This window comes from Streptomyces sp. NPDC045022, assembly GCF_056432605.1.
In genome coordinates this window covers 195,710-218,284 of record NZ_JBWKIR010000012.1, presented here as the reverse complement: position 1 = coordinate 218,284, position 22,575 = coordinate 195,710, and the positions used below count along the sequence as shown (strand labels likewise).

General features: G+C 70.0%; 28 protein-coding genes and 1 pseudogene. 14 read left to right on the top strand and 15 right to left on the bottom strand.

Going from position 1 to position 22,575, the window contains the following annotated elements:
- Positions 1-125 precede the first annotated feature (125 nt).
- The 5 genes from AC07C1_RS22995 (at position 126) to AC07C1_RS22975 (ending at position 5,963) form a co-directional block, all read left to right on the top strand.
- Complete coding sequence (locus tag AC07C1_RS22995) at positions 126-1,742, top strand: ADP-ribosyltransferase domain-containing protein (RefSeq protein ID WP_478941654.1); 1,617 nt, start codon at positions 126-128, stop codon at positions 1,740-1,742.
- Positions 1,743-1,966: 224 nt separating this feature from the next.
- Positions 1,967-2,194 (top strand): hypothetical protein, encoded by a 228-nt coding sequence (locus tag AC07C1_RS22990; RefSeq protein ID WP_478941653.1) that lies wholly within the window; start codon positions 1,967-1,969, stop codon positions 2,192-2,194.
- Positions 2,195-2,325: 131 nt separating this feature from the next.
- Positions 2,326-3,519 carry an acyl-CoA dehydrogenase family protein gene (locus AC07C1_RS22985; protein WP_478941652.1) on the top strand — a complete coding sequence of 398 codons (1,194 nt, stop codon included), beginning with the start codon at positions 2,326-2,328 and terminating at the stop codon, positions 3,517-3,519.
- 173 nt (positions 3,520-3,692) lie between these two features.
- A complete protein-coding gene (locus tag AC07C1_RS22980) occupies positions 3,693-5,060 on the top strand; it encodes an alkaline phosphatase PhoX (RefSeq protein ID WP_478941650.1) in 1,368 nt (455 codons plus the stop codon).
- Positions 5,061-5,390: 330 nt separating this feature from the next.
- Complete coding sequence (locus AC07C1_RS22975) at positions 5,391-5,963, top strand: dihydrofolate reductase family protein (protein WP_478941649.1); 573 nt, start codon at positions 5,391-5,393, stop codon at positions 5,961-5,963.
- Between the two features lie 76 nt (positions 5,964-6,039).
- Here AC07C1_RS22975 and folE read toward each other — a convergent pair whose 3' ends face one another.
- The 3 genes from folE to AC07C1_RS22960 form a co-directional block, all read right to left on the bottom strand.
- The gene (gene folE, locus AC07C1_RS22970) at positions 6,040-6,693 is read right to left on the bottom strand and encodes a GTP cyclohydrolase I FolE (RefSeq protein ID WP_478941647.1); all 654 of its coding nucleotides are present in this window, start codon (positions 6,691-6,693) and stop codon (positions 6,040-6,042) included.
- A gap of 1 nt (position 6,694) precedes the next feature.
- Positions 6,695-7,150 (bottom strand): hypothetical protein, encoded by a 456-nt coding sequence (locus tag AC07C1_RS22965; RefSeq protein WP_478941645.1) that lies wholly within the window; start codon positions 7,148-7,150, stop codon positions 6,695-6,697.
- 75 nt (positions 7,151-7,225) lie between these two features.
- Positions 7,226-7,780 carry a DUF2231 domain-containing protein gene (locus AC07C1_RS22960; RefSeq protein WP_478941644.1) on the bottom strand — a complete coding sequence of 185 codons (555 nt, stop codon included), beginning with the start codon at positions 7,778-7,780 and terminating at the stop codon, positions 7,226-7,228.
- 121 nt (positions 7,781-7,901) lie between these two features.
- On the opposite strand from AC07C1_RS22960, the gene AC07C1_RS22955 reads away from it, so the two are divergent.
- Positions 7,902-8,654 carry a helix-turn-helix transcriptional regulator gene (locus tag AC07C1_RS22955; RefSeq protein ID WP_478941642.1) on the top strand — a complete coding sequence of 251 codons (753 nt, stop codon included), beginning with the start codon at positions 7,902-7,904 and terminating at the stop codon, positions 8,652-8,654.
- A gap of 71 nt (positions 8,655-8,725) precedes the next feature.
- Here AC07C1_RS22955 and AC07C1_RS22950 read toward each other — a convergent pair whose 3' ends face one another.
- The 5 genes from AC07C1_RS22950 to AC07C1_RS22930 form a co-directional block, all read right to left on the bottom strand.
- A complete protein-coding gene (locus tag AC07C1_RS22950; protein ID WP_478941640.1) occupies positions 8,726-9,844 on the bottom strand; it encodes a PP2C family protein-serine/threonine phosphatase in 1,119 nt (372 codons plus the stop codon).
- 130 nt (positions 9,845-9,974) lie between these two features.
- The gene (locus AC07C1_RS22945) at positions 9,975-10,931 is read right to left on the bottom strand and encodes a hypothetical protein (RefSeq protein ID WP_478941638.1); all 957 of its coding nucleotides are present in this window, start codon (positions 10,929-10,931) and stop codon (positions 9,975-9,977) included.
- Positions 10,932-11,202: 271 nt separating this feature from the next.
- Positions 11,203-11,433 carry a hypothetical protein gene (locus AC07C1_RS22940; RefSeq protein WP_478941636.1) on the bottom strand — a complete coding sequence of 77 codons (231 nt, stop codon included), beginning with the start codon at positions 11,431-11,433 and terminating at the stop codon, positions 11,203-11,205.
- 149 nt (positions 11,434-11,582) lie between these two features.
- Positions 11,583-12,119: a GNAT family N-acetyltransferase gene (locus AC07C1_RS22935; RefSeq protein ID WP_478941635.1), complete on the bottom strand. Its 537-nt coding sequence runs from the start codon at positions 12,117-12,119 to the stop codon at positions 11,583-11,585.
- Positions 12,120-12,347: 228 nt separating this feature from the next.
- Positions 12,348-12,554, bottom strand: a complete 207-nt coding sequence (locus AC07C1_RS22930; RefSeq protein WP_478941633.1) for a hypothetical protein — start codon at positions 12,552-12,554, stop codon at positions 12,348-12,350.
- A 222-nt stretch (positions 12,555-12,776) separates the two neighbouring features.
- Here AC07C1_RS22930 and AC07C1_RS22925 point away from each other — a divergent pair, with 222 nt between their 5' ends.
- From AC07C1_RS22925 to AC07C1_RS22910, 4 genes are all read left to right on the top strand, one after another.
- On the top strand, positions 12,777-13,127 hold the full coding sequence (locus AC07C1_RS22925; protein WP_478941632.1) for a DUF3140 domain-containing protein: 351 nt from the start codon (positions 12,777-12,779) through the stop codon (positions 13,125-13,127).
- A gap of 110 nt (positions 13,128-13,237) precedes the next feature.
- Positions 13,238-13,594, top strand: coding sequence for a PRC-barrel domain-containing protein (locus tag AC07C1_RS22920; protein ID WP_478941738.1), 357 nt, complete (start codon positions 13,238-13,240; stop codon positions 13,592-13,594).
- A 25-nt stretch (positions 13,595-13,619) separates the two neighbouring features.
- Positions 13,620-13,793 (top strand): hypothetical protein, encoded by a 174-nt coding sequence (locus AC07C1_RS22915; protein ID WP_478941631.1) that lies wholly within the window; start codon positions 13,620-13,622, stop codon positions 13,791-13,793.
- A complete protein-coding gene (locus tag AC07C1_RS22910) occupies positions 13,790-14,233 on the top strand; it encodes a GtrA family protein (RefSeq protein WP_478941629.1) in 444 nt (147 codons plus the stop codon). Before AC07C1_RS22915 ends, AC07C1_RS22910 begins: the two co-directional genes overlap by 4 nt.
- A 64-nt stretch (positions 14,234-14,297) precedes the next feature.
- On the opposite strand, the pseudogene AC07C1_RS22905 reads toward AC07C1_RS22910, so the two are convergent.
- From AC07C1_RS22905 to rpmG, 4 genes and pseudogenes are all read right to left on the bottom strand, one after another.
- Positions 14,298-14,612, bottom strand: a pseudogene (locus tag AC07C1_RS22905) (flavodoxin family protein); the annotation flags it as partial.
- A 308-nt stretch (positions 14,613-14,920) separates the two neighbouring features.
- Positions 14,921-15,043 carry a type B 50S ribosomal protein L36 gene (gene ykgO, locus AC07C1_RS22900; RefSeq protein ID WP_054244622.1) on the bottom strand — a complete coding sequence of 41 codons (123 nt, stop codon included), beginning with the start codon at positions 15,041-15,043 and terminating at the stop codon, positions 14,921-14,923.
- Between the two features lie 37 nt (positions 15,044-15,080).
- Positions 15,081-15,344 carry a type B 50S ribosomal protein L31 gene (locus tag AC07C1_RS22895; protein WP_478941627.1) on the bottom strand — a complete coding sequence of 88 codons (264 nt, stop codon included), beginning with the start codon at positions 15,342-15,344 and terminating at the stop codon, positions 15,081-15,083.
- 47 nt (positions 15,345-15,391) lie between these two features.
- On the bottom strand, positions 15,392-15,556 hold the full coding sequence (rpmG, locus tag AC07C1_RS22890; RefSeq protein ID WP_478941625.1) for a 50S ribosomal protein L33: 165 nt from the start codon (positions 15,554-15,556) through the stop codon (positions 15,392-15,394).
- Positions 15,557-16,054: 498 nt separating this feature from the next.
- On the opposite strand from rpmG, the gene AC07C1_RS22885 reads away from it, so the two are divergent.
- Together AC07C1_RS22885 and AC07C1_RS22880 are read left to right on the top strand one after the other, a co-directional pair.
- Positions 16,055-16,861, top strand: coding sequence for an SGNH/GDSL hydrolase family protein (locus AC07C1_RS22885; protein WP_478941623.1), 807 nt, complete (start codon positions 16,055-16,057; stop codon positions 16,859-16,861).
- An 89-nt stretch (positions 16,862-16,950) separates the two neighbouring features.
- On the top strand, positions 16,951-17,829 hold the full coding sequence (locus tag AC07C1_RS22880; RefSeq protein ID WP_478941621.1) for a restriction endonuclease: 879 nt from the start codon (positions 16,951-16,953) through the stop codon (positions 17,827-17,829).
- 397 nt (positions 17,830-18,226) lie between these two features.
- On the opposite strand, the gene AC07C1_RS22875 is transcribed toward AC07C1_RS22880, so the two are convergent.
- Together AC07C1_RS22875 and AC07C1_RS22870 are read right to left on the bottom strand one after the other, a co-directional pair.
- Positions 18,227-18,418, bottom strand: coding sequence for an SHOCT domain-containing protein (locus AC07C1_RS22875; protein ID WP_478941736.1), 192 nt, complete (start codon positions 18,416-18,418; stop codon positions 18,227-18,229).
- Between the two features lie 112 nt (positions 18,419-18,530).
- Positions 18,531-18,980 carry an ATP-binding protein gene (locus AC07C1_RS22870; RefSeq protein ID WP_478941619.1) on the bottom strand — a complete coding sequence of 150 codons (450 nt, stop codon included), beginning with the start codon at positions 18,978-18,980 and terminating at the stop codon, positions 18,531-18,533.
- Between the two features lie 183 nt (positions 18,981-19,163).
- Between AC07C1_RS22870 and AC07C1_RS22865 the strand changes: the two genes are divergently transcribed.
- The gene (locus AC07C1_RS22865; RefSeq protein WP_478941617.1) at positions 19,164-19,523 is read left to right on the top strand and encodes an STAS domain-containing protein; all 360 of its coding nucleotides are present in this window, start codon (positions 19,164-19,166) and stop codon (positions 19,521-19,523) included.
- Between the two features lie 319 nt (positions 19,524-19,842).
- Here the strand turns inward: AC07C1_RS22865 and AC07C1_RS22860 are convergent, their stop codons facing one another.
- Positions 19,843-21,075, bottom strand: a complete 1,233-nt coding sequence (locus AC07C1_RS22860) for an FAD-dependent oxidoreductase (protein ID WP_478941614.1) — start codon at positions 21,073-21,075, stop codon at positions 19,843-19,845.
- Between the two features lie 261 nt (positions 21,076-21,336).
- On the opposite strand from AC07C1_RS22860, the gene AC07C1_RS22855 reads away from it, so the two are divergent.
- Positions 21,337-22,512: a PP2C family protein-serine/threonine phosphatase gene (locus tag AC07C1_RS22855; protein WP_478941612.1), complete on the top strand. Its 1,176-nt coding sequence runs from the start codon at positions 21,337-21,339 to the stop codon at positions 22,510-22,512.
- Positions 22,513-22,575 lie beyond the last annotated feature (63 nt).

Below are 22,575 nucleotides of genomic sequence, written 5' to 3'. Positions count from 1 at the left end.
AGCAGCCGCCCGCCCGGCGCCCCGATGAACCGGAGGGCGGTTGTCAGTGGGCTCACCTATTCTCGTGGCACTTCGCCGATCAGGCCTTCCACCAGCACGGTTCGACCATTCGGAGTTCCTCCACCATGAGCGATGCCCGCACCCCCGCCACGCCCGACCCACACGACCCGCTGGCCCTCGCGGAACTGTTCAAGGGCGGCGGTGAACCTTGGCTGCCGCTGCTGAAGCCGGTCATCGAGGCACAGCCGGACGCGGCCGCGTTCATCGGCCCGGGCCGTGACCCGGAGGTCGTCCCTGTCCGTGAACTGACCTTCCAGGCACTCAAGCCCAACGCGCCGCACAAGTGGAAGGTCGTCGTCTTCGGTCAGAACCCGTACCCGCGGCCGGAGAGCGCCACCGGCATCGCCATGTTCGACAACACCTTCCACGACTGGAAGGACAGCCAGTTCGGCAGAGTCGTCAGCATCCGCTGCATCATCAAGGCAGCGGCGATGTGGAAGTACGGCATTCCCAAGAAGACGCCGATAGCCGACATACGCGCGCTGCTGAAGAAGCAGGACACCGTCCAGCCGCCGGAGTGGTTCCAGGCGATGCTCACCCAGGGCGTGCTGCTGCTGAACGCGGCGCTGACGGCCAACAGCGACGGGGCGATCGCCACCGACCGGCACACCGGGTTCTGGCGGCCGGTCGCCGAGCGGATCGTCGAGGAGATCCTCAAGGCCAAGCAGAACGCCGACGAGGAGGACCGCGGGGTCGTCTTCGCGTGGTGGGGGGCGCACGCTCGCACTCTGAAGAAGGTCGTCCTCGAACTCCAGAAGAAGTACCCCGAGGTCGAGGTCCGGCACATCGACCACGCCAACCCCGCGGCACAGGGCGACATCTTCTGCGACGGCGACCACTTCGAGATGGTGAACGCGGCCCTCGCGTCGCTGGGCACCGACGAGATCGACTGGCTGCCGAGCACCGGCTGGAACAAGCTCGCGGCGGAGACCGATGGAGCCGACGGCGACGTCGCCGACCGCATGGGCGCGTTCATCGCGTCCACCATGGAACTGCACCAGCTCTACCTCGACCGGCTCTCCAGCGTCAAGGACGAGGGACTCGTCCTTCCCGCGATCACGGGCGTGTTCGACACCCCGCTCATGGACTTCCGCGAGGCCGTCGCCCCGGTCGCCGCGCTGCTGTCCGGGCTGGGCCGACACGTCGACCGGTCCCACGAGTTCGCCAAGCGGCGCGCGGACGAAGCGTCCAACGGCCTGTCTGCCGACGCGATCGCCGCCCTCTACCTCTACACCTGCGAGTCCGCGTTCTACCGCGAGATCAACGCCATCCTGCGCTCCCCGGACCGGACCAGGGTCGTCCCGTACCTGCCGTATCTACGGCTGCTGTTCACTGCGGTGTCGCAACTCCCCCACCGGACGGCGCCCTTGTGGCGCGGGGTGTCGCTGGACCTGCGTGGGCAGTATCCGCTCGGACGGACCGTGACCTGGTGGGGCGTGTCCTCGTGCACGTCCGAACTCGGCGTGGCCAAGGCGTTCCTCGGCAGCCGCGGCAAGCGGACGCTGTTCGAGGTGGTCCCCGCCCGGGCCGTGGGCATCCGCGACTTCTCCGCGTTCACGGGCGAGGAGGAGTTCATCCTCCTGCCGGGCACCCAGCTGAAGGTGACGGACATCAAGGTCGAGCGCGGCGGCCTGTGCACCGTGAAGCTGATGGAGCTGGAGGAGCAGACGCTGGTGTCCTGACCGGACACTGGCGCCGGCCGCGGCCCCCGGCAGGGTGGCCGCGTGCACGGGCGGGCCGTGAGGTAGCGCGCCGAAGCGCCGACGCCCACCACATTGCGTTGCCTGGCGCACCCGACCGTAGTACGGCGCGGCCCGGGTCAGCGCGGCCGCGGTCCGTGTGGTGAAGTCGCGCGACGGGGGTATCGGCAGGGCAACGCGTGACGCGACCGCTCGGAAGGGTGACGATGGGTTCGACAAGTCAGTTGCGACAGCTCAGGGCCGTGTATGCGGGCGGCGTGGTCGCCTGGACCTTCTGCCTGTTGCTGAGCCTGGTCCGGGGAGACGGGTCGACACGGAACACGGTGCTCCTGCTGGGCCTGCTCGCCGTTTTCCTCGTCCTGCTGCTGTGGTCGACCTGGTGCCTCTGGGAGGCCGGGACGCACCGCCCCCGGACCGGGCCCAGGACACGGTGAACGCGCCCGTCGAGCGGTTCGGACGCGGTGTCGAGCCGTTCCAGCGGGGCCGCAGGCACATGCCGGGTCCCGCGGCGAGCGCTCCTTCCCGGCGCGCGCATCGCACGGCGCAAGCGTGGAAGAAGGGCCCCATGACTGCTCTCACGGAACGGCAGAACGTCGCCGACTTCTACGACTTCGAGGCCGCCTTGACGGAGGAGGAGCGCAAAGTCCTCCTCAGGACCAGGGCGTTCATGCGTGAGGAGGTGCAGCCGCTGGTGGCAGAGCATTGGGCCGACGGCACGTTCCCCACGGAGCTGATCACCCGGTTCCGGGAGAGCGGGCTGGTCGGGCTGCCGTACGAGGGCTACGGCGACCACCGTCCCGCTGCCGGCCATGTGCTGACGGGGATGATGGCGATGGAGATGAGTCGCGTCGACGCTTCGGTCGCCACCTTCTTCGGCGTCCACAACGGACTCGCCATGTACGCGATCCACGTCGGCGGCGACCAGGAGCAGCGTGACCGCTGGCTGCCGGGGATGGCGAGGATGGACACCATCGGGGCCTTCGCGCTCACGGAGCCGCTCGACGGTTCCGACATCGCGGCCGGCATGCGCACGACGGCCCGGCGCGACGGCGACACATGGGTGCTCAACGGCGCCAAACGCTGGATCGGCAACGCGACTTTCGCCGACCACGTCGTCGTCTGGGCCCGGGACGTCGCCGACGATCAGGTCAAGGGGTTCGTCGTCGGCAAGGGCACACCTGGGTTCAGGGCTGAGAAGATCGCAGGTAAGACGTCACTGCGTATCGTCGAGAACGCGGACATCACCCTCGAGAACGTCGAGGTGCCGGAGTCCGACCGGCTGCAGAACGTGTCCTCGTTCCGCGACGTCGCCGAAATCCTGCGCGCCACGCGCAGCGGCGTGGCCTGGCAGGCCCTCGGCGTCATGATCGGTGCGTACGAACTGGCCCTCCGTTACGCCACGGAGAGGCAGCAGTTCGGCCGTCCACTCGCGGGTTTCCAGCTGGTGCAGGATCTCCTGGTGAAGTGCCTGGGCAACATCACGTCGAGCTGGGGCATGCTGCTGCAGCTCGCCCGGTTGCAGGACGCCGGGGTGTTCCGGGACGAACACTCGTCACTGGCCAAGGCCCACGTCACCGGCCGCATGCGCGAGGTCGTGGCGTGGGCCCGGGAGATCTTCGGGGGCAACGGCATAGTCCTGGACTACGACGTCGCGCGCTTTTTCGCGGATGCGGAAGCCATCTACTCCTTCGAAGGCACCAGGGAGATGAACACACTGATCGTGGGAAAGGCGATCACCGGGCAGAGCGCCTTCGTCTGACCGGCATGGACGCGGAGTCGACCTGAGTAGCCCTGGTAACGGCCGCGGAGACGCGGAGAGAAGACGCCTTCGGGAAGTGACACGTGATACACGCGCGGTTCCCGCGGCCCGCACCAGGTGATAGACACGGCGGGGTCACAGTTCCTGTCCGCCAGCAGGAAGGTTGCTGCCGCATGTCTGCAACACGCCGTCAGGTCCTGGTCCGAGCGAGCGCCGTGGGAGCGGGCATCGCCTTCACCGGGGCCCTGTCCGAGCTCTTCGCGGGCACCGCCGCCGCGCAGAACCTGGGCCACACCGGCTACGGCCCGCTCGTCTCCGATCCAAACGGCCTGCTCGACCTGCCGAAAGGCTTCCGCTACACCGTGCTGTCCCGCGAAGGTGACCAGCTCCGCTCGGGAGAGGGCCGCGTCCCCTCCAACCACGACGGCATGGCCGCCTTCGCCGGCCGAGGGGGCCGTACGCACCTCGTGCGCAACCACGAGAACCGCGTCACCGCGAAGATCCCGGTCCCGACCGTCGGCGGCCTCACCTACGACCCCGCGGGCAAGGGCGGCTGTACGGCCTTGACACTCGGCACGGACCATCGCGTGCTGTCCGAGCGGGTCGCCATCGCCGGTACGGCCGTCAACTGCGCGGGCGGCCGCACTCCTTGGGGTACCTGGCTGACCTGCGAGGAGACCGAGGACAAGGCCGGCACCAACGGCTACACCAAGGACCACGGCTTCGTCTTCGAGGTCCACCCCACCGACCCCGGCTGCTCCGGCGCGGTCCCGCTGACCGCGATGGGCCGCTTCCAGCACGAGGCGATCGCGATCGACCCGGGCAACGGCATCGTCTACGAGACGGAGGACGCCTTCGAAAAACCGTTTGGCCTCTTCTACCGTTTCCTGCCGAACAGGCCGCTGGGGGGCGTCGGTTCGCTTCGCGCGGGCGGCCGGCTCCAGGCGATGCGGGTGCCCGGCGTACCGGACCTGTCGACGATCCAGGAGACCGGCGCGTGCTTCGACGGCATCGAGTGGGTGGACGTACCCGACCCGCTGGCCGCCTCCACCCCCACCCGGTTCCAGAACTACGGCTCCAAGGGCATCACCCACGCACAGAAGTTGGAGGGCTGCTACTGGGGCGGCAGCTGTGTGTACTTCGTATCGTCCTTCGCCCGCAGCGCGGACGGCTCCGCGGCCGACCATTATGGCCAGATCTGGCGCTACGACCCGGCGCGCCGTCGGCTGACCCTGGTCATCGTGTTCGGTCCGGAAACCGATGTGCAGCTGCCCGGCGAGTCCCCGGACAACATCTGCCTCGCCCCCAGCGGCGGCCTGATGGTGTGCGAGGACGGCAACGGCGCCCAGCACGTCTTCGGCGTGACCCGTGAGGGCGAGGTGTACGCGATGGCCCGGGGCCGCCAGAACATCGGGACGCCGGAGAATCCCGAGTGGGGTGAGTTCGCCGGGGTCACCTTCTCCCCCGACGGGGGGACGATGTACGTCAACTGCTACACGCCCGGCACCACGTTCGCGGTGACCGGCCCGTGGCACAGGTAGACGCCGGGCAGTCCTGACCATGCCGGGGCGGGGTGCTCGCTCCGGCATGCCGGAGAAACAGCAGGCCAACGGCTCGTGCAGGCTGCCGAGCGCTCCGCAGGCGACCCTCGGGCCCACCCGTGCGGGGGATCCGACCGCCGATGTCGCGGTGATGAGTGGCACCCCGAGGTGGTGCCGACGGCCGAGGCCGTCAGGAGGCGCGGCGACGGCCGATGAGTTTCTCCATGATCGGCGGTCTGAGATCTGGTGGATGCCCCACGGCCGCGAGTTGGTCCAAGCTTGCACCGACCGGACCTGTCGGATTCGGCACGAGATACCGAGGAACCCCAGATGCGTACGCTGATCAGCACCGCCTTCATCTCGCTCGACGGCGTCGTGGAGGCCCCGGGCGGTGAGCCCGGTTACCGGAACTCCGGGTGGACCTTCAAGGACGTCGAGTTTCTGCCCGAGGCGTTCGACCTCAAGGGCCGGGAGCAGAAGGAAGCCACCGCGATGCTGATGGGCCGGGTCAGTTACGAGGCGTTCAGCCCGGTGTGGCCGGACATGGAGGATTTCGCCGATTACAAGGTGATGCCGAAGTACGTCGTCTCCACTACTCTCACCGCGGACGACCTGGTGCCGAACTGGGGCGAGACCACGATCCTGCGTTCACTCGCCGACGTCGCCGCGCTGAAAGAGACCGAGGGCGGCCCGATCATCGTCCACGGAAGCGCCGCCCTCAACCAGAGCCTTTCGGACGCCGGTCTGATCGACCGTTACCACCTGCTCGTCTTCCCGCTCCTGCTCGGCGCCGGAAAGCGTCTGTTCAGCACCACGGACAAGGACACCCAGAAGCTGAAGCTGGTCGAGCACGAGGTCTACGCCAACGGCCTGCAGAAGACCGTCCTGGACGTCGTCCGCTGACCTACCTCCCTGGTGACGCCCCTGCGGTCGCGGCGTCGGCGCCGCGACCGGTCGATGGCGTGGTCTGCGCCCCTCGTCAGGAGTTGACGCCGGTCAGCGCGAGGAATTCGCCGCGCGAGCGGGCGTCGGAGCGCAGCAGGCCGAGCAGGGTCGAGGTCATCGTGCTGGATCCGGTGGCCTGGACCCCGCGCAGGGTCATGCAGGAGTGCTCGGCCTCGATGACCACGCCGACGCCCTTGGGTTCCAGGTGGGTCTGCAGCCAGTCGGCGACCTGTTTGGTCAGGCGTTCCTGGACCTGCGGGCGGCAGGCGAAGTGCTCGACGACGCGGGCCAGCTTCGACAGGCCCAGGATGCGGGCGCCGGGCAGGTAGCCGACGTGGGCGGTGCCGACGAACGGCAGCAGATGGTGCTCGCACACCGACCGGACGGGTATGCGGCGGGCCAGGACGAGTTCGTCGTAGCCCTCGTCGTTGGGGAAGGTGGTCAGGTCGAAGGGGCGCGGGCTGAACAGTTCCGCGTAGGCACGGGCCATCCGGCCGGGCGTGCCGCGCAGGCTCTCCGAAGCGGTGGAGATGCCAAGGGCGTCGAGGAACTGGCCGGCCGCTGCTTCCGCGGCGGCCAGGTCGATACCGCCGGGCTCGTGGACCACCCGCAGGGCGGGCCCTGCGGGCGCCACCGCCTCCTCGGGGTCGTTGATCCGGGCGGCGGTGCGGTGCGGGTGCTCGATCATGTCAGCTGCCACCGATACCCAGGGCGGTGAGCAGGACCAGGACGAGGGTGACCACGGCGAACAGGCCGTGTGCCAGCACCACCGCGAGCGGGAAGTGCCGTTCGGCAGGGACGGCCCCTTGGGCTCCCGGGCCGGTGGCGGCCGCTGCCGCCCCGGCCGTGGCGCGGTCGCGGTAGACGGGGATCCATCGGGCCAGCATCACGAACCCGAGCAGTGCGACCGGCAGCAGCAGACCGAACGCGGTCCAGGCCAGGGCACTCCTGTCGGCCACCACATAGATGACCCACACCACGAGTCCGATCGCGGCCAGGGCGAAGTGCCCGAAGACGACCGGTGCGGGCAGGCGGCTGGTACCGGTCTGCTGTTGCCGGATTCCGCCGCGTTGGATCCAGGTGCCGAGCATGTAGAAGCCGCCGAGGGCGGTGACCACCCACGCGATCAGTGCGGCGATGTCCATGGAGAACTCCCGAGTGATGAAGATGTCGAAGGCAGCCGGACGGCACCGGCGGCCGTGGAGGCCGAGCGGGCCGGATCACATGACGGAGCGGGCGTTTCGCGCGCTGCGGCCAGGGACATACCCCTCGGCCTGAGTGCTCTCGTCGGCGACCCGTACGCCGTAGCGGTAGGCGAGCTTGCCGCCCAGAAATCCCGAGACGCCCAGGGTTGCCACGCTGAGCGCGGACAGGACGAGCCGGCCCGGGCCGACACTCCCGCCGGTGGTGTAGTCGCCGTAGCGCCACACGAAGTTGACGGCGTAGGCGGCGGTCACCAGCAGGTTCAGCGTCATGTGGACCAAGGCGGTGCCGAAGGCCCGGGTGCCGCTGGGAATCGCGAACAGGTCGAGGAATCCGACCATGGCCGCCAGCAGGGCACCGATCACGCCGACCGCGATCAACCACTCCGAGGACTGGGTGAGGAATCCCGGACGGTGCACGACGTGGGAAGCGATGTCGAACACCAGGCTGGTCACCCAGGCGCCGATCGGCACCGTCACCAGGATCGGATGGAACGGGTGACCGTACGGACCGGCGAGAGGGGCACTGACGGGGCGCTTCGCCTGAAGCTGTGACTCATGGGCATCGGCCATGGCAACCTCCCAGTAATTTCACCAACGATTCTTGGTCTTATTGAGAGAGGCTGTCAAGTCACGCTGGCAGACCACTGGAGGGAACGCTTGTGCCCACACACGCTGGAGTTATCGTGGACTGGTGGCTCCTGACCCGACTCCCCAGGCCGACGCGGCTCACACCGCCATCGATTCCGTCAGCGCCCTGAGCGAGGATTCGCGGCGGCGCATGTTCACGTTCATCCGGCGGGCCCGCCGCGCCGTCACCCGCGACGAGGTCGCCGCCAGTGTCGGCATATCGCGCAAACTCGCCGCCTTCCACCTCGACAAGCTCGTCGACGCCGGCCTGCTGCGCGCGCGCTACGAAACGCCCGGCGGGATCCGCAAGGTCGGCAGGCAGCCGAAGGTGTACGAACCCACGGACACCCAGATCACCGTCAGCATCCCCGACCGGCGCCATGAACTCCTGGCGGACCTGCTCCTGGACGCGGTGCTGACCGAGGGGGCCGGCGAGAACGCCGCACAGGCAGCGGTACGGGCCGCTGAGCAGCGAGGCCGGCAGCTGGGAGAGACCGCCCGGGACGAGACCCGCCCGGGCCGCCTCGGTCCCGAGCGCGGGCTGACCGTCTGTGAGCGCCTGCTCGACCAGTACGGATACGAACCCGTCCGCGAGACCCCCACCCGGCTCCGACTCCGCAACTGTCCGTTCCACCCGCTGGCAGCGAAGGCCCCCGACCTCGTGTGCGGCATGAACCATGCCTTCCTCCGCGGCTACCTCAACGGCCTTCAGGTCAACGCACTCCAAGCCGTCCTGGCCCCCGAGCCCGGAGAATGCTGCGTCCGGCTTGCCCCCAGTACCACCGATCAGCCCGGCCAGCGGCCCGAGGACCACTGACTCCGCGCCCGGGCTTCAAGGTGGTCGAGTGAGTCCGCCGCATCGAACCCGCCTCGTCGCCGCCGGCCCGGCTACGCGGAGCGCTCTTCCGCCCCGGGGTGCCGGCAGCGGACGGCGACGGCCGCGATGTCGTCATCGAGCCTTCCGCCGCTGTAGTGGAGCAGGTCCCGGTGAAGGCGGTCCAGCAGCTCGCGGGGAGGCGCCGGGCCGAGCTCCCGCATCCAGTCCGGCAGCGGGAAGAACGTGCCGGTGCGGTCCCGGGTCTCCGTTACGCCGTCGGTGTAGAGCAGCATCTGGTCACCCGAGGTGAAGGCGACGGTGTCGACGTTGTAGTCCTCTCCGAGGAGCGTCGCGAGGTTCAGGGGCGGTGAGGGCACGGTGGGCTCGAGGACGCGGATCTCCCCGCCCCGCACCAGCAGGGGCGGTGGGTGCCCGCAGTTCAGGATCCTGACCTGATCACCGCCGTACGGGATCTCGGCGATCAGAGCGGTGGCGAAGTGCTCCGGCTGATCCGGGTCGAGGATCGCGACGCTGTAGCGGCCTATGCTGGCCTCCAGGCGATGGATGATGCCCCTCAGGTCGGGCTGGTCGTACGCGTTCTCCCTGAAGCAGTTGATCACCGCCGAGGCCGCCCCCACCGCCGACAGCCCCTTGCCCCGCACGTCCCCGATGAGCAACCGGACCCCGTACGGCGTGTCGGCCACCTCGTAGAAGTCGCCGCCGATCCGCGCCTGCTCCTGCGCCGCCAGGTACAGCGACTCGATGTCGATGCCCTGGATACGGCGCGGCAACGGGCGCAGCAGCACCTTCTGCGCCGCGTCGGCGACGAGCCGGACCTGGAAGAGCGTCTCTTCTCGCTGGAGTCGGATACGGCTGGTGTAGGCGGCCACCAGAGTCACCGCGACGATCGCGGCGGCCGTGTACGGCGTCCCCAGATCGGTGTAGACGAGGCTCAGCCCGATCATGATCAGCAGGCAGAACGCCCCCAGCAGGATCGTCGCGGTCATGGGCCACATCGCGGCGGCGAGGGCGGGTGCGGCGGGCAGGAGACGGCTGAAGGCGATCTCCCTGGGGGTGGCGAATGCCAGGCCGGAGATGAGGACGGTGAGAATCACCGGGGACAGCAGTACGGTCTCGCGTCGGCCACCGTACGGAGGGCGGTGGCGCCGAAGCCGTCCAGTCCTGATCACAAAAGCATCTTATCGGGGCGAAATGGTCTTCGTGCTGTGTGACAGCATGCGCCCGGGTTCGGAGCGGTCGCGGTCGGTTGACGCGATGTGTCGCGCCTCGGGAAGTCGCTCCGCCGAGCGGGTGGGCGCGTCACATGCCGGCTGCGGCTCTCCGCTGTGCCTGCTCGAACTCGGTCAGAGGGTCGCCGTCGGCCTGCCAGGGCCACGGGGTGACCACGCCTGCGAGCGCCTCGAAGACCCCGGAGGCTTCCCGGCGCCGGTCGGCGGCCATCAGCGCATAGGCGAGGAGGTTGAGGTCGGCGAGAGCCTTGGCATGGCGGAGGAACCCGGGCTGGACCCAGGTGTGGGCCACGCGGTCGAGGGCCTGGGTGGCCATCGTCTGTGACCAGTGGTTCCGCGCCACCAGTGCTTCGACACCACCCCGGCCGATGCGGGAGTGGTACTGGAAGACCTGAGCGGTGAGTTCCGTGGCCGCGCAGGGCACGTTCGGGGGCATGCGGAGTCCCAGGGAGTCCACGAAGTCCAGAACCTGGACGCGCGACCCCGCTTCCTCCGGGCTGAGATAGCCCAGCATGCTCATGTACGCCTCACGGTTCCAACGGTCACGCGCGAGCACCTCGTTCCACACTCCGAACACCTGCGACCGCTCCCAGCTCTCCAGGCGGGCCACCTCCAGGAGGATCACCCAGGGCGTGGGATCGTCCGGGGCGATCTCGGCCGCCTGGAGGCACATGTCAACAGACCCGGCCGCGTCTTCGAGGGAGCCCAGGCGGCGGGCCCGCGCGACCTGCGTCCAGGCGTGCAGCTCCAGCGCGTCGGCGTTGCGCGGCTCGCGGGCGGCCCAGGACCGCGACAGATGCGTTTCGGCCAGGTAGTCCGCCAGTACGCCCATGCGGTGCGTCCGGCGGTCCCAGTCTCCGCGGTCCTGGTCCAGGAGACGGGAGATCTGCGCCACGCACAGGTCCGTCGTCGCGATCATCCCGGTCTTCGTGGTCGCCAGCAGCGACTTCAGCAGCTTGCCCAGGTCCTGGTCGTCCAGTTCCGGGGCAAGGCGTGATCTTCTGCGGCGACTCGAAAGAAATCCCATGCCGGGAGGCTAGAGGGGACCGGGACAGACACAAGGTTTGAGCCAAGATCGTTACTGATTACAGGCCTCAACCGCGGTTACCCGCTCGTACAGCGAGACGCCGGGGGCAGCATGCGGGCGGCAGCGGCTCGTAGCCCGATGCCGGAGCACGCGCGGTGCGGTGCGCGCAGGGCAGGCCGGGGCCGCCACCACCGTGCTCACGAGGCACGTCAACGCCGTTCCGTCCGCCCGGCACCCCGCAGCAACAGGTGCGGACGAACTCGGGCGCCGGCTACCGGGGCAACTCGCCCATCTGGCCCCCCTGTTGCCGACCGCCGCCTGGAGGGAGGTTCCCGCCGGGCACGTAGGTCTGCTGCCGGGGCACGTTGGCGACAGGCCAGGGCGCGGAGGGCAGCACCTGTGCCAGGTGATGACGCAGGCGGTCGGCCTCACCACGGACCTGGGCGGGCACGTCACCGCGCTCCGCGACGAGGCGGTTGAAGATCGGGGTTTCCTGGAACACGCTGGGATCTGCCTTCCGAGTGGCGCGGTACGGCAATCACCGGGCGGCATTGCCGATCATGGACAGAGTCGAGTATCCGATGTCGCAGGAGCGTCGGTGACCAGTTCACGCCGAGCGGGCAAGGCGGTTGGTCACACAGCGCGCCTTGCTCACGGCCCCGGACGCCTCTGACAGGCGGCCGACGCAGCGGACCCCGCGGTGAAATCAGCCAGGCTGCGGAGATATGACAGACCGGGGCGGCCGGAGAGCTGTCTCTCGCCGACGACCTCGAACCCTGAGCGGGCCAGCACGGCCCGCGATGCCGCGTTGTCGAGCGTGGCCGCGGCACACAGGCGGGTCAGCCCATAACTGTTGGCCGCGCGGTCGCACAGCTCCCGCACGGCCCAGGTGGCCAGCCCCCGGCCCGCGGCACGCTCGGCGATCCGATACCCCAGCTCGGCACCGCCATCCGCCACATCCATGAGGTTGACCCGCCCCAGCACCTCGCCGTCCGCGCCGACCAGCACATGGAAGTAACAGACACCAGCCTCCTGCTCGGCGAGCAGGGCACGGTGCCGCTCGTCGAACCGCGCGAAGTAGTCATCGCCTCGGTCAGGGACGGACGCGGCGAAGTAAGCCCGGTTCTCCTGCTCGAAGGCGAGTAGCGCGGGGGCGTGGCCTGGGCGGAGCAGCTGTATCTCGGGCATGCACAGGAATATAGGCAACCCAACTGCCGCCCCGCTTCCCGGTTTTCCCTGCCGGCCTCGACTTGTGCGACGCACGCGTCGGCGAACGCACAGGGCGGTGCGTCTGCCCGAGATTCCGCAGGAGCCCCGCCGGACGGCGCCGATACCGACCCGACCACCCCGTCGTCGCGCCTTCCCCGACCGGCTTGAAGAGCGGGCATGCCGGCGCATCGCCCCCGCGCATGGCGCTCAGTGCTCCCAGGCCTGCGGGCCGCCGCCTCGCCACTCGATCCACTCGGCGCTCGACACGTCATCCGGTTCCACGTCCTCCAGACCGGCCGCCCGCAGGAACTCGACGATATCGATGATCGTGTACGCCATGCCGGCGAAGGAAGGGCCGACGCGGACGCGGCGGCCACCGTCCTCTGCGGGCGGGTACACGATCACCTGGGGCATAGCGCCACCGTCGCCCCGGCCGGGCTGTGCCGCATTCGGAGGGCAGCCGGACGGGTGGTCGTCGGGGAGAGCGTCCCTGGCCAGGCCGTGCACCTGCCGGGCGACCCGGAGCCGCCGCGGACGGCCGACCGTCCGCCCGGCTCCGCTCCCCGGGTGCGGACCAGAGTGCCCTCCCCCAGGGTGGGAAAGGCGTTCGCAGCCGATAAGAAGAGGTGGGAGGCAGTGGCCGACGTGGCGACCGACGATGAGCAGCGCGAAACCTGGGACACCTTCCGGGAACTGGTCAACATGACCCCGTCCGCCCTGGAGAGATGGCTGGCGACCGGCGAATCGCAGGCAGCGGGGCAGCACAAGGACGGCGGCGAATCGACCGGACATGCCTCGGGCCGGACCATCGTCGAGATCCTGCGCAAGAAGAAGGGCGACCTCTCGGACGCGGACTACGCTCACATGCGTAGGGTCAGCGGCTACATCCGCCGCCATCTCGCCCAGCGGCCGTCGGCAGACGTGCGCGACACACGGTGGCGGCACTCGCTGATGAACTGGGGGCACGACCCCCTAGCCGGCGGTTGAGTTCGCAGGCCGTACTCCCCCCATCGGCAGGCGGCGGACGCACGTGCACACCGGCGGGTGGTGATGGCATCACAGGCGGAGTCGGGGGTACCCCGCTGAAGGAGGTCATGATGTTCGAGGCAGGCGATATTCGTGAATGGCGGGGCCACGACGTGGTGGACGCGGACGGCCACAAGATCGGCGTTCTGGAGTCGGTCTACGTGGACACTGTCACCGACCAGGCATTCTTCGCCACGGTGACCGTCGGCATGCCCACCCGTCGCCGCCTGGTGTTCGTCCCCCTGCCCGGTGCCACGGTCGGCCCGGGCTATCTGAAGGTCGCCCACAACAAGGACGTGGTCAAGAAGGCCCCGTCCATCGACACCGACGGCGAACTGCCCGCAGCGGAGGAGCCGGGTGTCTTCGCCCATTACGAGCTGGACTACGCAACGGGTGCCGGCGGCGAACGACGCCTCGCCCGCCGCTGACGCGCCGCAGCCGCCGGGAGATCCGATGGTCCTGTTCCTGTCCCTGATCCTCGTGGCCCTGGTCCTGGGCATCATCGGGTTCACCGTCCACGGCCTGTTCTACCTGCTGGTCATCGGTGCCGTCGTCCTCGTCGTCGATCTCGTCCATGCCGCGATGCGCTTCCGGCGAGGGGGGAGAAAGCACCGTATCCGCCGTTGACCCGGGCGCATCGCCACGCGGGCTCTGGGCGGCGGTCCGTCCGCACCACGCTGACCGGACAGGTCGGCTGGTTCGTCGCGATCGGCGTGGCCTCCACAGCGGCTCAGGCCCTGCTGTACTGGCTGCTGCGCCACTGGGCCCCTCCCCCGGAGGCCAATCTCGCCTCCCTCCTCGCCGTCACGGTCCTCAACACCGAGGCGAACAGGCGGCTGACCTTCCGCGGCGCTCCGGTCCGCGCCGTCCGGGCACATCTGGCGGCAGGCGCCCTGTTCGTCCTGGCATACCTGGTCACCACCGGGGCCGTCCTGCTCTTCCGTCAGTACCGGCCCACCGCCCCACCCGCAGCGGAGACCCTGGTGCTGGTACCCAGCTTCGCCCTGGTGACCGTGGTGCGCTTCACTCTGCTGCGACTCGTCGTCTTCGGACACCGCCGCCGCTGAGGCGCCCCCAGGTCCTGTCGTTCGGGTCAGGCCGGCTGTGAGGCGCGGCGCCTTTCAGCCGACCCTCGCCGGCCCAACCGGAGTCCGCCTGAGGAGGGATGGTGTCCCCAGATGCTGCAGGCTGGAGAGGACGTTCATGGCGCAGTGCTTGACGTCGTCCTCGTTGCCGGTGATCAGGCAGCCGCCGACGCGGCCGTAATAGGCGTACTGACCGCTTTCGTTGAGCGAGCTGGAGCACGCGTACAGCGATGTCGTGGTCCACCGCCGGTATGCCGTCGGCCTCCACTCCCTGCGCGTCCATGATGGCGGTGTTCCGGTCGATCAGCCCCTGGGTGCTGCTCGTCTCCGGCGAGCGCTTCAGGGTGCAGTTGATCACCAGCGCCCGTAGATCGTCGTACCGGGCCGGTGGTGCGTCGGTGGCGGGCGACGAAGCGGTCGCACGGTCCTCCCAGAGCCCAGCCGCCGCACGGTGCGCGGCGGCGCGTCGTCCACCGCCGGCCTGTGCGCCGACCGCGGCAGCCGCCACCGCGAGAACTCCGAACGGCCCCGCGTGGGCGTGGGGCGAGAGGACGGGGCGGGGCCGGCCTGCCGGAACGCCCTCCTGCGGATGGCTCGGGCATGAGCCCGGCCCGGTCCTGCGCGGAGCAGGACCGGGCCGGTTGTCTTCTCAGCGCCGTGTGCCGTGTGTCAGCCCTGGCGTGCCTTGAAGCGGGGGTTCTTCTTGTTGACGACGAAGACCACACCGCGGCGGCGCACGACCTGGGCGCCGGGCTTGGACTTCAGCGAGCGCAGTGACTTGCGCACCTTCATGGCTGGGTTCTCCTCGTACTCTGGTGCAGACGGCCGGTCAGCTGCGAGAGGCGGCGGGGCGGCGGCCGTAGCGGCGCTGGAAGCGTTCGATGCGGCCGGCGGTGTCCACGACCCGCGCGGTGCCGGTGTAGAAGGGGTGGCTGGCCGCGGAGATCTCCACGTCGATCAGTGGGTAGGTGTTGCCGTCCTCCCACTCGATCGTCTTCGACGCCGTCGCGGTCGAGGGGATCAGGAAGAGCGTGTCGGCCGCACGGTCGCGGAAGACGACCGGCCGGGACGCGGGGTGGATACCAGTCCTCATGGGGCTTGCCTCCTTGGTGCGGTTCTTGTGGAGGGCGGCGGTGCCGTTCAGCGTTCCTCGCGGAAGGGAACGTGCTTGCCGGCGACCGGGTCGTACTTGCGCAGGACGAGCCGGTCCGGGTCGTTCAGACGGTTCTTTCGCGTCACGTAGGTGACGCCGGTCCCTGCCGTCGACTTCAGCCTGACGACGGGACGCACGGCGTTGTGTGCCATGAGGTTCTCCCTTCACACGCCCTGTTTTGCCCAGGACATGTCATCCTTGGAAACAATGCGGGGCCCTGCGCCATTCCCGGTTCAGCCGAACGATCGTCCTCATGGGCGACTGGTGAGGCTCGGGGACACTGTTCCCTTCAGGACCACGGCGCCTATAACCGGCCGTACCCTCAGGGCATTCCCGAGCGCTCAGCGCATGGCGTCACGCCGTCCCGCGCGGCGGCTCCTGCCCTACCGGATCTGCCGCCAGAGGGCACCGGGCTCTTCATCCTGAGGGTGCCGGCGCAGCTGATCCGTCCGCTGCCGGACGGGTGACGGCTCACCGGGTGAACTCCGGCGAGGGGACGGCACGCCACCGCGCCCCGTGCGTACACCCGGCCTCCTCTTCCGTGCGGGGTGTCCTCGGCAGCGGCATGCACCCAGGGGTCTGTCAACACGGCTGAGCAGGGGGGACGGCAACGGCGGGTGGGAGCGGCCCAGCCACGCTATAGCAGAGGTATGAGACGGTCCCGTACAGCGTCGTGTGCGTCCGCCTTCTTCGTCGCGGCCGCCTGCGCCTTCGCCGGCCCCGCGACGGCGCCGGCGGCGCCCAGCAGAGCGGGGGTGGACTATGTGGCCCTCGGTGACTCCTACTCGGCCGGTGTCGGCGCCGGCAGCTACCTCGCCTCGGGCACGGACTGCAGGCGCAGCAGCCTGGCGTACCCCGTCCTGTGGGCCGCGACCCATGCCGCGTCGTTCAGCTTCACCGCGTGCAACGGCGCCGGGACCAGCGAGGTCATGGCAGAGCAGCTCGGCCCGCTCAGTCCCCGTACCGACCTGGTCAGCATCAGCGTCGGTGGCAGCGACTCGGGCTACGCCCGCGTCATGGCGACCTGCGTACTGCCGGGCACCACCGCGTGCATGTCCGCCATCGCCCGTGCCCACTCCGCCATGGACGGGACTCTCCCGGCCGACCTCGACCGTCTCTACTCAGCCATCCGGAACAAGGCACCCGCCGCCCGCGTCGTGGTGCTCGGCTATCCGCACTTCTACCAGCTCCACGGCGCCTGCCGGGGCGGCCTGCACGACACGGAGAGAGCCGCGCTCAACGAGGCCGTGGACCATCTGAACAGCGTGATCGCCAAGCGTGCCGCCGACCACGGGTTCACGTTCGCCGACGTCCGGACGGCCTTCGCCGGGCACGAGATCTGTTCATCCAGCCCCTGGCTGCGCAGCGTCGACTGGCTGAATCTCATCGAGTCGTACCATCCCACGGCATCCGGGCAGTCCCTGGGCTACCTCCCTCTCCTCACCAACGCGGCCTGACCAACGCCCGCGTACCGCGACAGCAACCGGCGATCTTGGGCACTCGTAGAGAGTGATCTTCGTTGTCGCTGTCCAGGAGGAAAGCCAGCATGGCCATACCGGTGCGCCCCGTTCGACATGTGAACCGCGACCGACGCTTCGATCTGCGAACGACCACCCTGTTCTTCCTCCTGCTCGCGATCATCCTGTGCGTCGTGGGGTTTCTGGCGCGTACCGCGGCGGCTGTCGTCGAACGCCGCCCGCTGTGGGCCGGTGCACTGGTACTGCTCGGCATCGCGGCCGCCCTGATGTTCCGGTCCAGGTGGCGCCGCTTTTCCGCCGCGAAATGCGCGCGGCGGGCCGCCCGGGCCCTGGAGGCAGCGGCCGAGACGGCGTCCGACAGCCTCCGCGCCACGGCGGCGGACGAAGCGGTTCCCTCCGCCGTGGGGATCGGCGCGCCGACCGACCCGCTCGCCGACGCCGCGCCGGCGGGCCCGGGCTGCGGTGCGTTCCTGCGCCCGGAAGCGACACAGGCCACCACCGTGCCGCTGGACTTGGGCGAGGAGCAGACCGTTCCCCTCGACCACGTCATCGACTACGCCGAACTCGACCCCGACGGTTTCGAGCAAGCCATAGCCGGCCTTTGCGCCCGTGATGACTGCCGGGAAGTGGAAGTGGTGGGCGGACCCGGCGACTTGGGGGCGGACGTCACTGCGGTCACCTCGGACGGGCGGCGCGTGATCATCCAGTGCAAGCATTACGGTGCTGCCAACAAGGTCGGCTCGCAGGACATGCAGCGTTTCGGGGGGACCTGCTTCACCGTCCACGAGGCCGATGTCGCAGCGGTCGTCACGACGAGCGACTTCACCGCTCCCGCTCTCGAGTACGCGGGTCAGTGCGGAATCGTGTGCGTCAACGGCCAGGAACTGGAGGCGTGGTGTCGCGGCACGGGCCCAAGTCCCTGGGACCGAGCGGACATCGAGCCCTGACCGGCATCAGCATCCGGTGCTGTCCGGGTCAGCGGTCCGGGGCTGTCTCGCGTACCGGGTGGCCGCCGCCGGAAAGCGTACGACCGGCCCGGTCGCAGGTCGGCTGTACGAAATCGGCTTCTTCACTTCGTGGGGCTGAGACCGGGGATGCTGCCGGGGCGGCTCCCCCGGCACACGTGCCGAACCGGGAGGGCCTGAGCCGGGTCGGTCCCCAGGGTCGGCGACCCGGCCTGAGACCGGAGTTCCCCGTCCCCGGGTATCGACACACCGCCCGGCCCCAAGGCGAAGGCGACGATCGGCGCGGCGCCCGTCAGCGTGCCGTCCCCCGCCATGCTGGGCCGTGCCGTGCCGGCAACCGGGTAGGACCGAGAGGTGCGGCGGCTGGTGCCATCGTGCGTCACATGCGGGCGAGGATCTCCGCCTTCTTGGCGCTGAACTCCTCCTCGGAGAGGATGCCGGCTTCCCGCAGCTGTGCAAGCTGCTGAAGCTGCTCGACGGGCGTGACGGTCTGCGGCGCCGGCGGCGCGGGCGGCGCCGGGGAAGGGGCAGCGGCGGGGGCCTGACCAGGGACCGGGTGCTTGCCGAGGATCAGATCGGTGAGCAGCGACTAGATGCCCGGAGCGGCGTCGTGCGGCACACGCGACCCGCGCGCGCCCGGTGTCGGGCCCCGGCCAAAAGGACCTCCTGCTCCAGGGACCGTGTCAGGCGGGGGCGTTGTGCGGGGTGTCCCGGAGGGCGATGCGGGCGGTGATGCGTTTGCCGACCGGCTCACGCTGGGCTTCGAAGCCCTGGGCGACGGCCATCACGATCTCCAGACCGTGCTGGCCCACCCGGCCGGCATCAGCGGCACGGGCCACCGGCAGCACCGGATCGGAGTCCCACACCGCCACCTCGACCATGCCACCGGCGATCCGCAGGTCCATCAGCACCGGGCCGGGCGCGTACTTGCGGGCGTTGGTGACCAGCTCACTGACCACCAGCTGGGTCAGGTCCGCAGCACGCTGCGAGACGGACAGTCCGTGTTCGGTCCGCACCCGAGTGAGGAAGCCGAGGGCCAGATGGCGCGCCTCGGCAATGCACGTGCCGTCCCCGTCCAGCGCGACCGTGGTTCGAATCGGCTGCCCGCCGGGCGCCGTTGTGTCCTCACCCAAGGTCTGATTCCATCAAGTCCGCCTTTGCTCCCGCGTACCACCCGCGCGTACCCGCCCATCAGCTGGTGACGCCTGCGCCCCTCGATTGGTTCCGCCACATAACGGCATCACCCGTACCATGCGGGCAGCACTCCGGGTGAGGATCTTGGTGTGCCAGTATCACCGACACGGCTGAGGGAGAAAATGGCGGACACCGAAAACGCTGAACAGCCCGGCCGGCTGTCGGTCGTCACCACGACCACCGAGGGCATCCACGTCCTGACTCCGGCCGGAGAGATCGACCACCACACCGGCGAGACACTGCGTGACGCCCTGGACATCGGCGTCCCTCGGCCCCGCATCGTGGTCGACCTGCACCAGGTGACCTTCATGGACTCCAGCGGCATCAACATCTTCATCGCCGCCCACCGCGCCCTCACCGAGGCCGGTGGCTGGCTGCGCCTGGCCGCACTGACCGAATCCGTCCTGCGCACGATCCAGATCGTCGGTGTCGACGCCGTCATCGACTGCCGCCCCACCCTCCGTCAAGCCCTCGGCAACTGACGGCTCCCCCGGTCGGACCCTGCCCCGGCCGTCTGAGACGGGGGTTGCCGCTGTCCATCGGCCGCGCCCGACGGTGACGGCTCGGGGAGCAGGACGGCCGTGCGCACAGGCACTTGATCTTCTACGGCGGAGAGCCGCCGCGGGTGCACGACTGCCCCCGCGGGCCCTGACGAGAGGGGCAGTGGAGGCGTCCGGACGGGCAGCCGGGCCGCCCCCTCCCCCGCTGTGCGGGCGCGCCGATCGACCGGCAGCGGCCGGACGGTGGGCCGCGGACGCGTCTCACTCCCGGTCGGCTCACGCCCCGGACGTACGGCGGCGGTCATCGGACGGCGGCATCGGGGGGACGTTCCCGAAGCGCGCCGTAGGCGATGAAGTACGCGGGCAGGCGGCGCGTCCACCGGGACCCGGCGAACAGGCGCGCGACGCGCTCGGCCCGCTCGGCACTGCCGAAGGGGGGTCGGCCCTGCAGGACGGGCGCGATGAAGCGGGCGTGGGCCATGCGCTGGAGCGTCTGGGTGGTGACCGTGATGGGACCACGGCGGCGCTGCACACCGCGCACGTCGCGCAGGCGCACGGTGCCGCCGCGCAGCGGCTCGGCCAGGTGGCGGGCGGCGGCCACGGCGTCCTGGACGGCGAGGTTGATGCCGATGCCGAAGACGGGGGACATCGCGTGTGCCGCGTCGCCGATGCACAGCAGGCCGGGGCGGTGCCAACGGCGCAGGCGGTCCAGGCGTACGTCCAGGAGCTTGACCTCGTCCCACGAGCGCAGGGCGTGCGTGCGGTCGGTGAGCCAGGGGACCGCGGTGGCGAAGTCGGCCAGGAAACGGTCCAGCCCGGCGGCACGACGCTGAGGGTCGGTGCCCTTGGGGATGAGTGCGGCGCACTGCCAGTACTCGCCGCGATCGATCATCGCGGTCAGGAACCGGTCACCCGCGCTGCCGACGAGACCCCGCGGGTCGCCTTCGTGGCGCGGCAGCCGGAACCACCAGGCGTCCATCGGACAGGTGAAGCGGCGCAGTCCCAGTTCCGGCCGGGAGCGGGCCAGTGATCCGCGGCCGTCGCAGGCCACGGTGAGAAGGGCGCGCACTTCGCCGGTGCGGCCGTCGGAGGTGCGGTAGCGCACCCCGGTCACGCGTCCGGATTCCATCAGGAAGGAGGTCGCCTCGGTACCCATCCGGAGGTCGAAGGACGACTCGCGCCGGGCCTCGTCCGCGAGCAGGTCCAGCAGGTCCCATTGGGGCACCATCGCCACGTAGTTGTAGGGGCCGCGCAGCACGGCCAGGTCCGCGACCGTGACCGCTGAGCGGCCGGCTCCCACCGGCAGCTGGATGGTGCGCACCCGCCGCTGCGGCAGCCCGGCGAAGCGCTCGGCCAGGCCCAGGTCGTCCAGGAGCGCAAGGGTGGAGGGGTGGACGGTGTCGCCGCGGAAGTCGCGCAGGAAATCGGCGTGTTTCTCCAGTACCGTCACCGCGACGCCGGCCCGGGCCAGCAGCAGGGCGAGCACCATGCCCGCGGGGCCGCCGCCCACTACACAGCACGTGGTCCGTTCCATGGCAGTCCTGCCCTTCCTCGCCGAGAGAGCAGTAATTCCTCGCTTGATGAATATCATACGCCCCGGCCGGGTCCGCCGGGCGGCGGAACATGCCGCCGAGTGGCGCAATCACCGGTGTGCCGCGGCCCGGCGAAGCAGGCTGGAGATCTTGTCGGCCGTGTGACAGGAGTCCGGTGTGCGAAGGCCGCGTCAGCCGAACCGTCAGGCATGGTGTCCTCCTGCGTGCCACGCCCTCCGGGCCGCGGCGCGCAGGGGCGCGGGATGAGGCACGGGCGTACCGGTCGGCCCGAGGCCGCCATCGCCGTGCGGACACAACTGCCCGCGCCCCCGGCGTGGACGCGCTGGCTGCCGGTCCTTTACGTCGTGGCGCTCCTGCTGATCGAACCCGTGACGCCCGCGGACTGGCCGGTGAGCTTCGCCCTGATCGCCGTGCCGCTGCTGACCGCTTTCACCCACGGGCCCGTCGTGGTCGCCGGCGCAACGGTGTTCTCCGTCCTCTTCGAGGGAGTTCTGGCCGGTACGCCCTGCTGTGCCGGCCGGTCCGTCGGCTATCTGTGGGACCGCCACTACGTGGCCTCCTACATCTGCACCGCCCTGGTGGGCGCCCTCGGCACGGTCCTGGCCGCTCACCGGACCCGCCGTGAGCGCACGCTCGCCGACGTGCGCTTCGTGGCCGAGATCGCGCAGCGCGTCCTGCTCAGACCGGTCCCCCACCGGATCGGCGACCTCCTCCTGGAGAGCCTCTATCTCTCCGCCGCCGCGGAGGCACGCATCGGTGGCGATCTCTACGAGGCCGTCCCCACCCGGTACGGGGTCCGGCTGCTCATCGGTGACGTCCGCGGCAAGGGACTGCTCGCCGTCGAGACCGCCGCCGCCCTGCTCGGCGCGTTCCGTGAGGCGGCGCACGACGAGCCCGATCTGCCCGCCCTGGCGGACCGTGTGGAGACCAGCATGAACCGCAGGGCGACGCGTCTCGGCGGAACCGAGCTGGGCGAACGGTTCGTCACCGCCGTCTTCGCCGAGATCCCCGCTGCCGGTCACCTCGTCCGCGTCGTCAACTGCGGCCACCCTCCCCCACTCCTCGTCCGCCCCGACGAGGTACGCGAACTGGACAAGGGGAGGTCGGCTCCGCCGTTGAACCTCGGCATGCTCGTCGGCGACCCGTATCACGTCGACGTCTACGACTTCCGCCCCGGCGACCAGCTCCTGCTGTACACGGACGGCATCACGGAGGCGCGGGACGCGGCGGGTGTCTTCTACCCCCTTGTCCAGCGGCTGCGTTCCTGGGGCTCGCTGCCGCCCCACGAGCTGCTGGAACGGCTGCACAACGACCTGCTGTCCTACAGCCACGACCGCCTGCAGGACGACATCGCGGCGCTCGCCGTCTGTCTGCCGGCCGGCGAGCCGCCGGCACCGTCCGCGTCGGTGGCCGGATGAACGCCGTCCCGGGGGTGGGTGGTTCCCGCGCACCCCGGTGCGGGCAGCACGGTCCGGACCGGA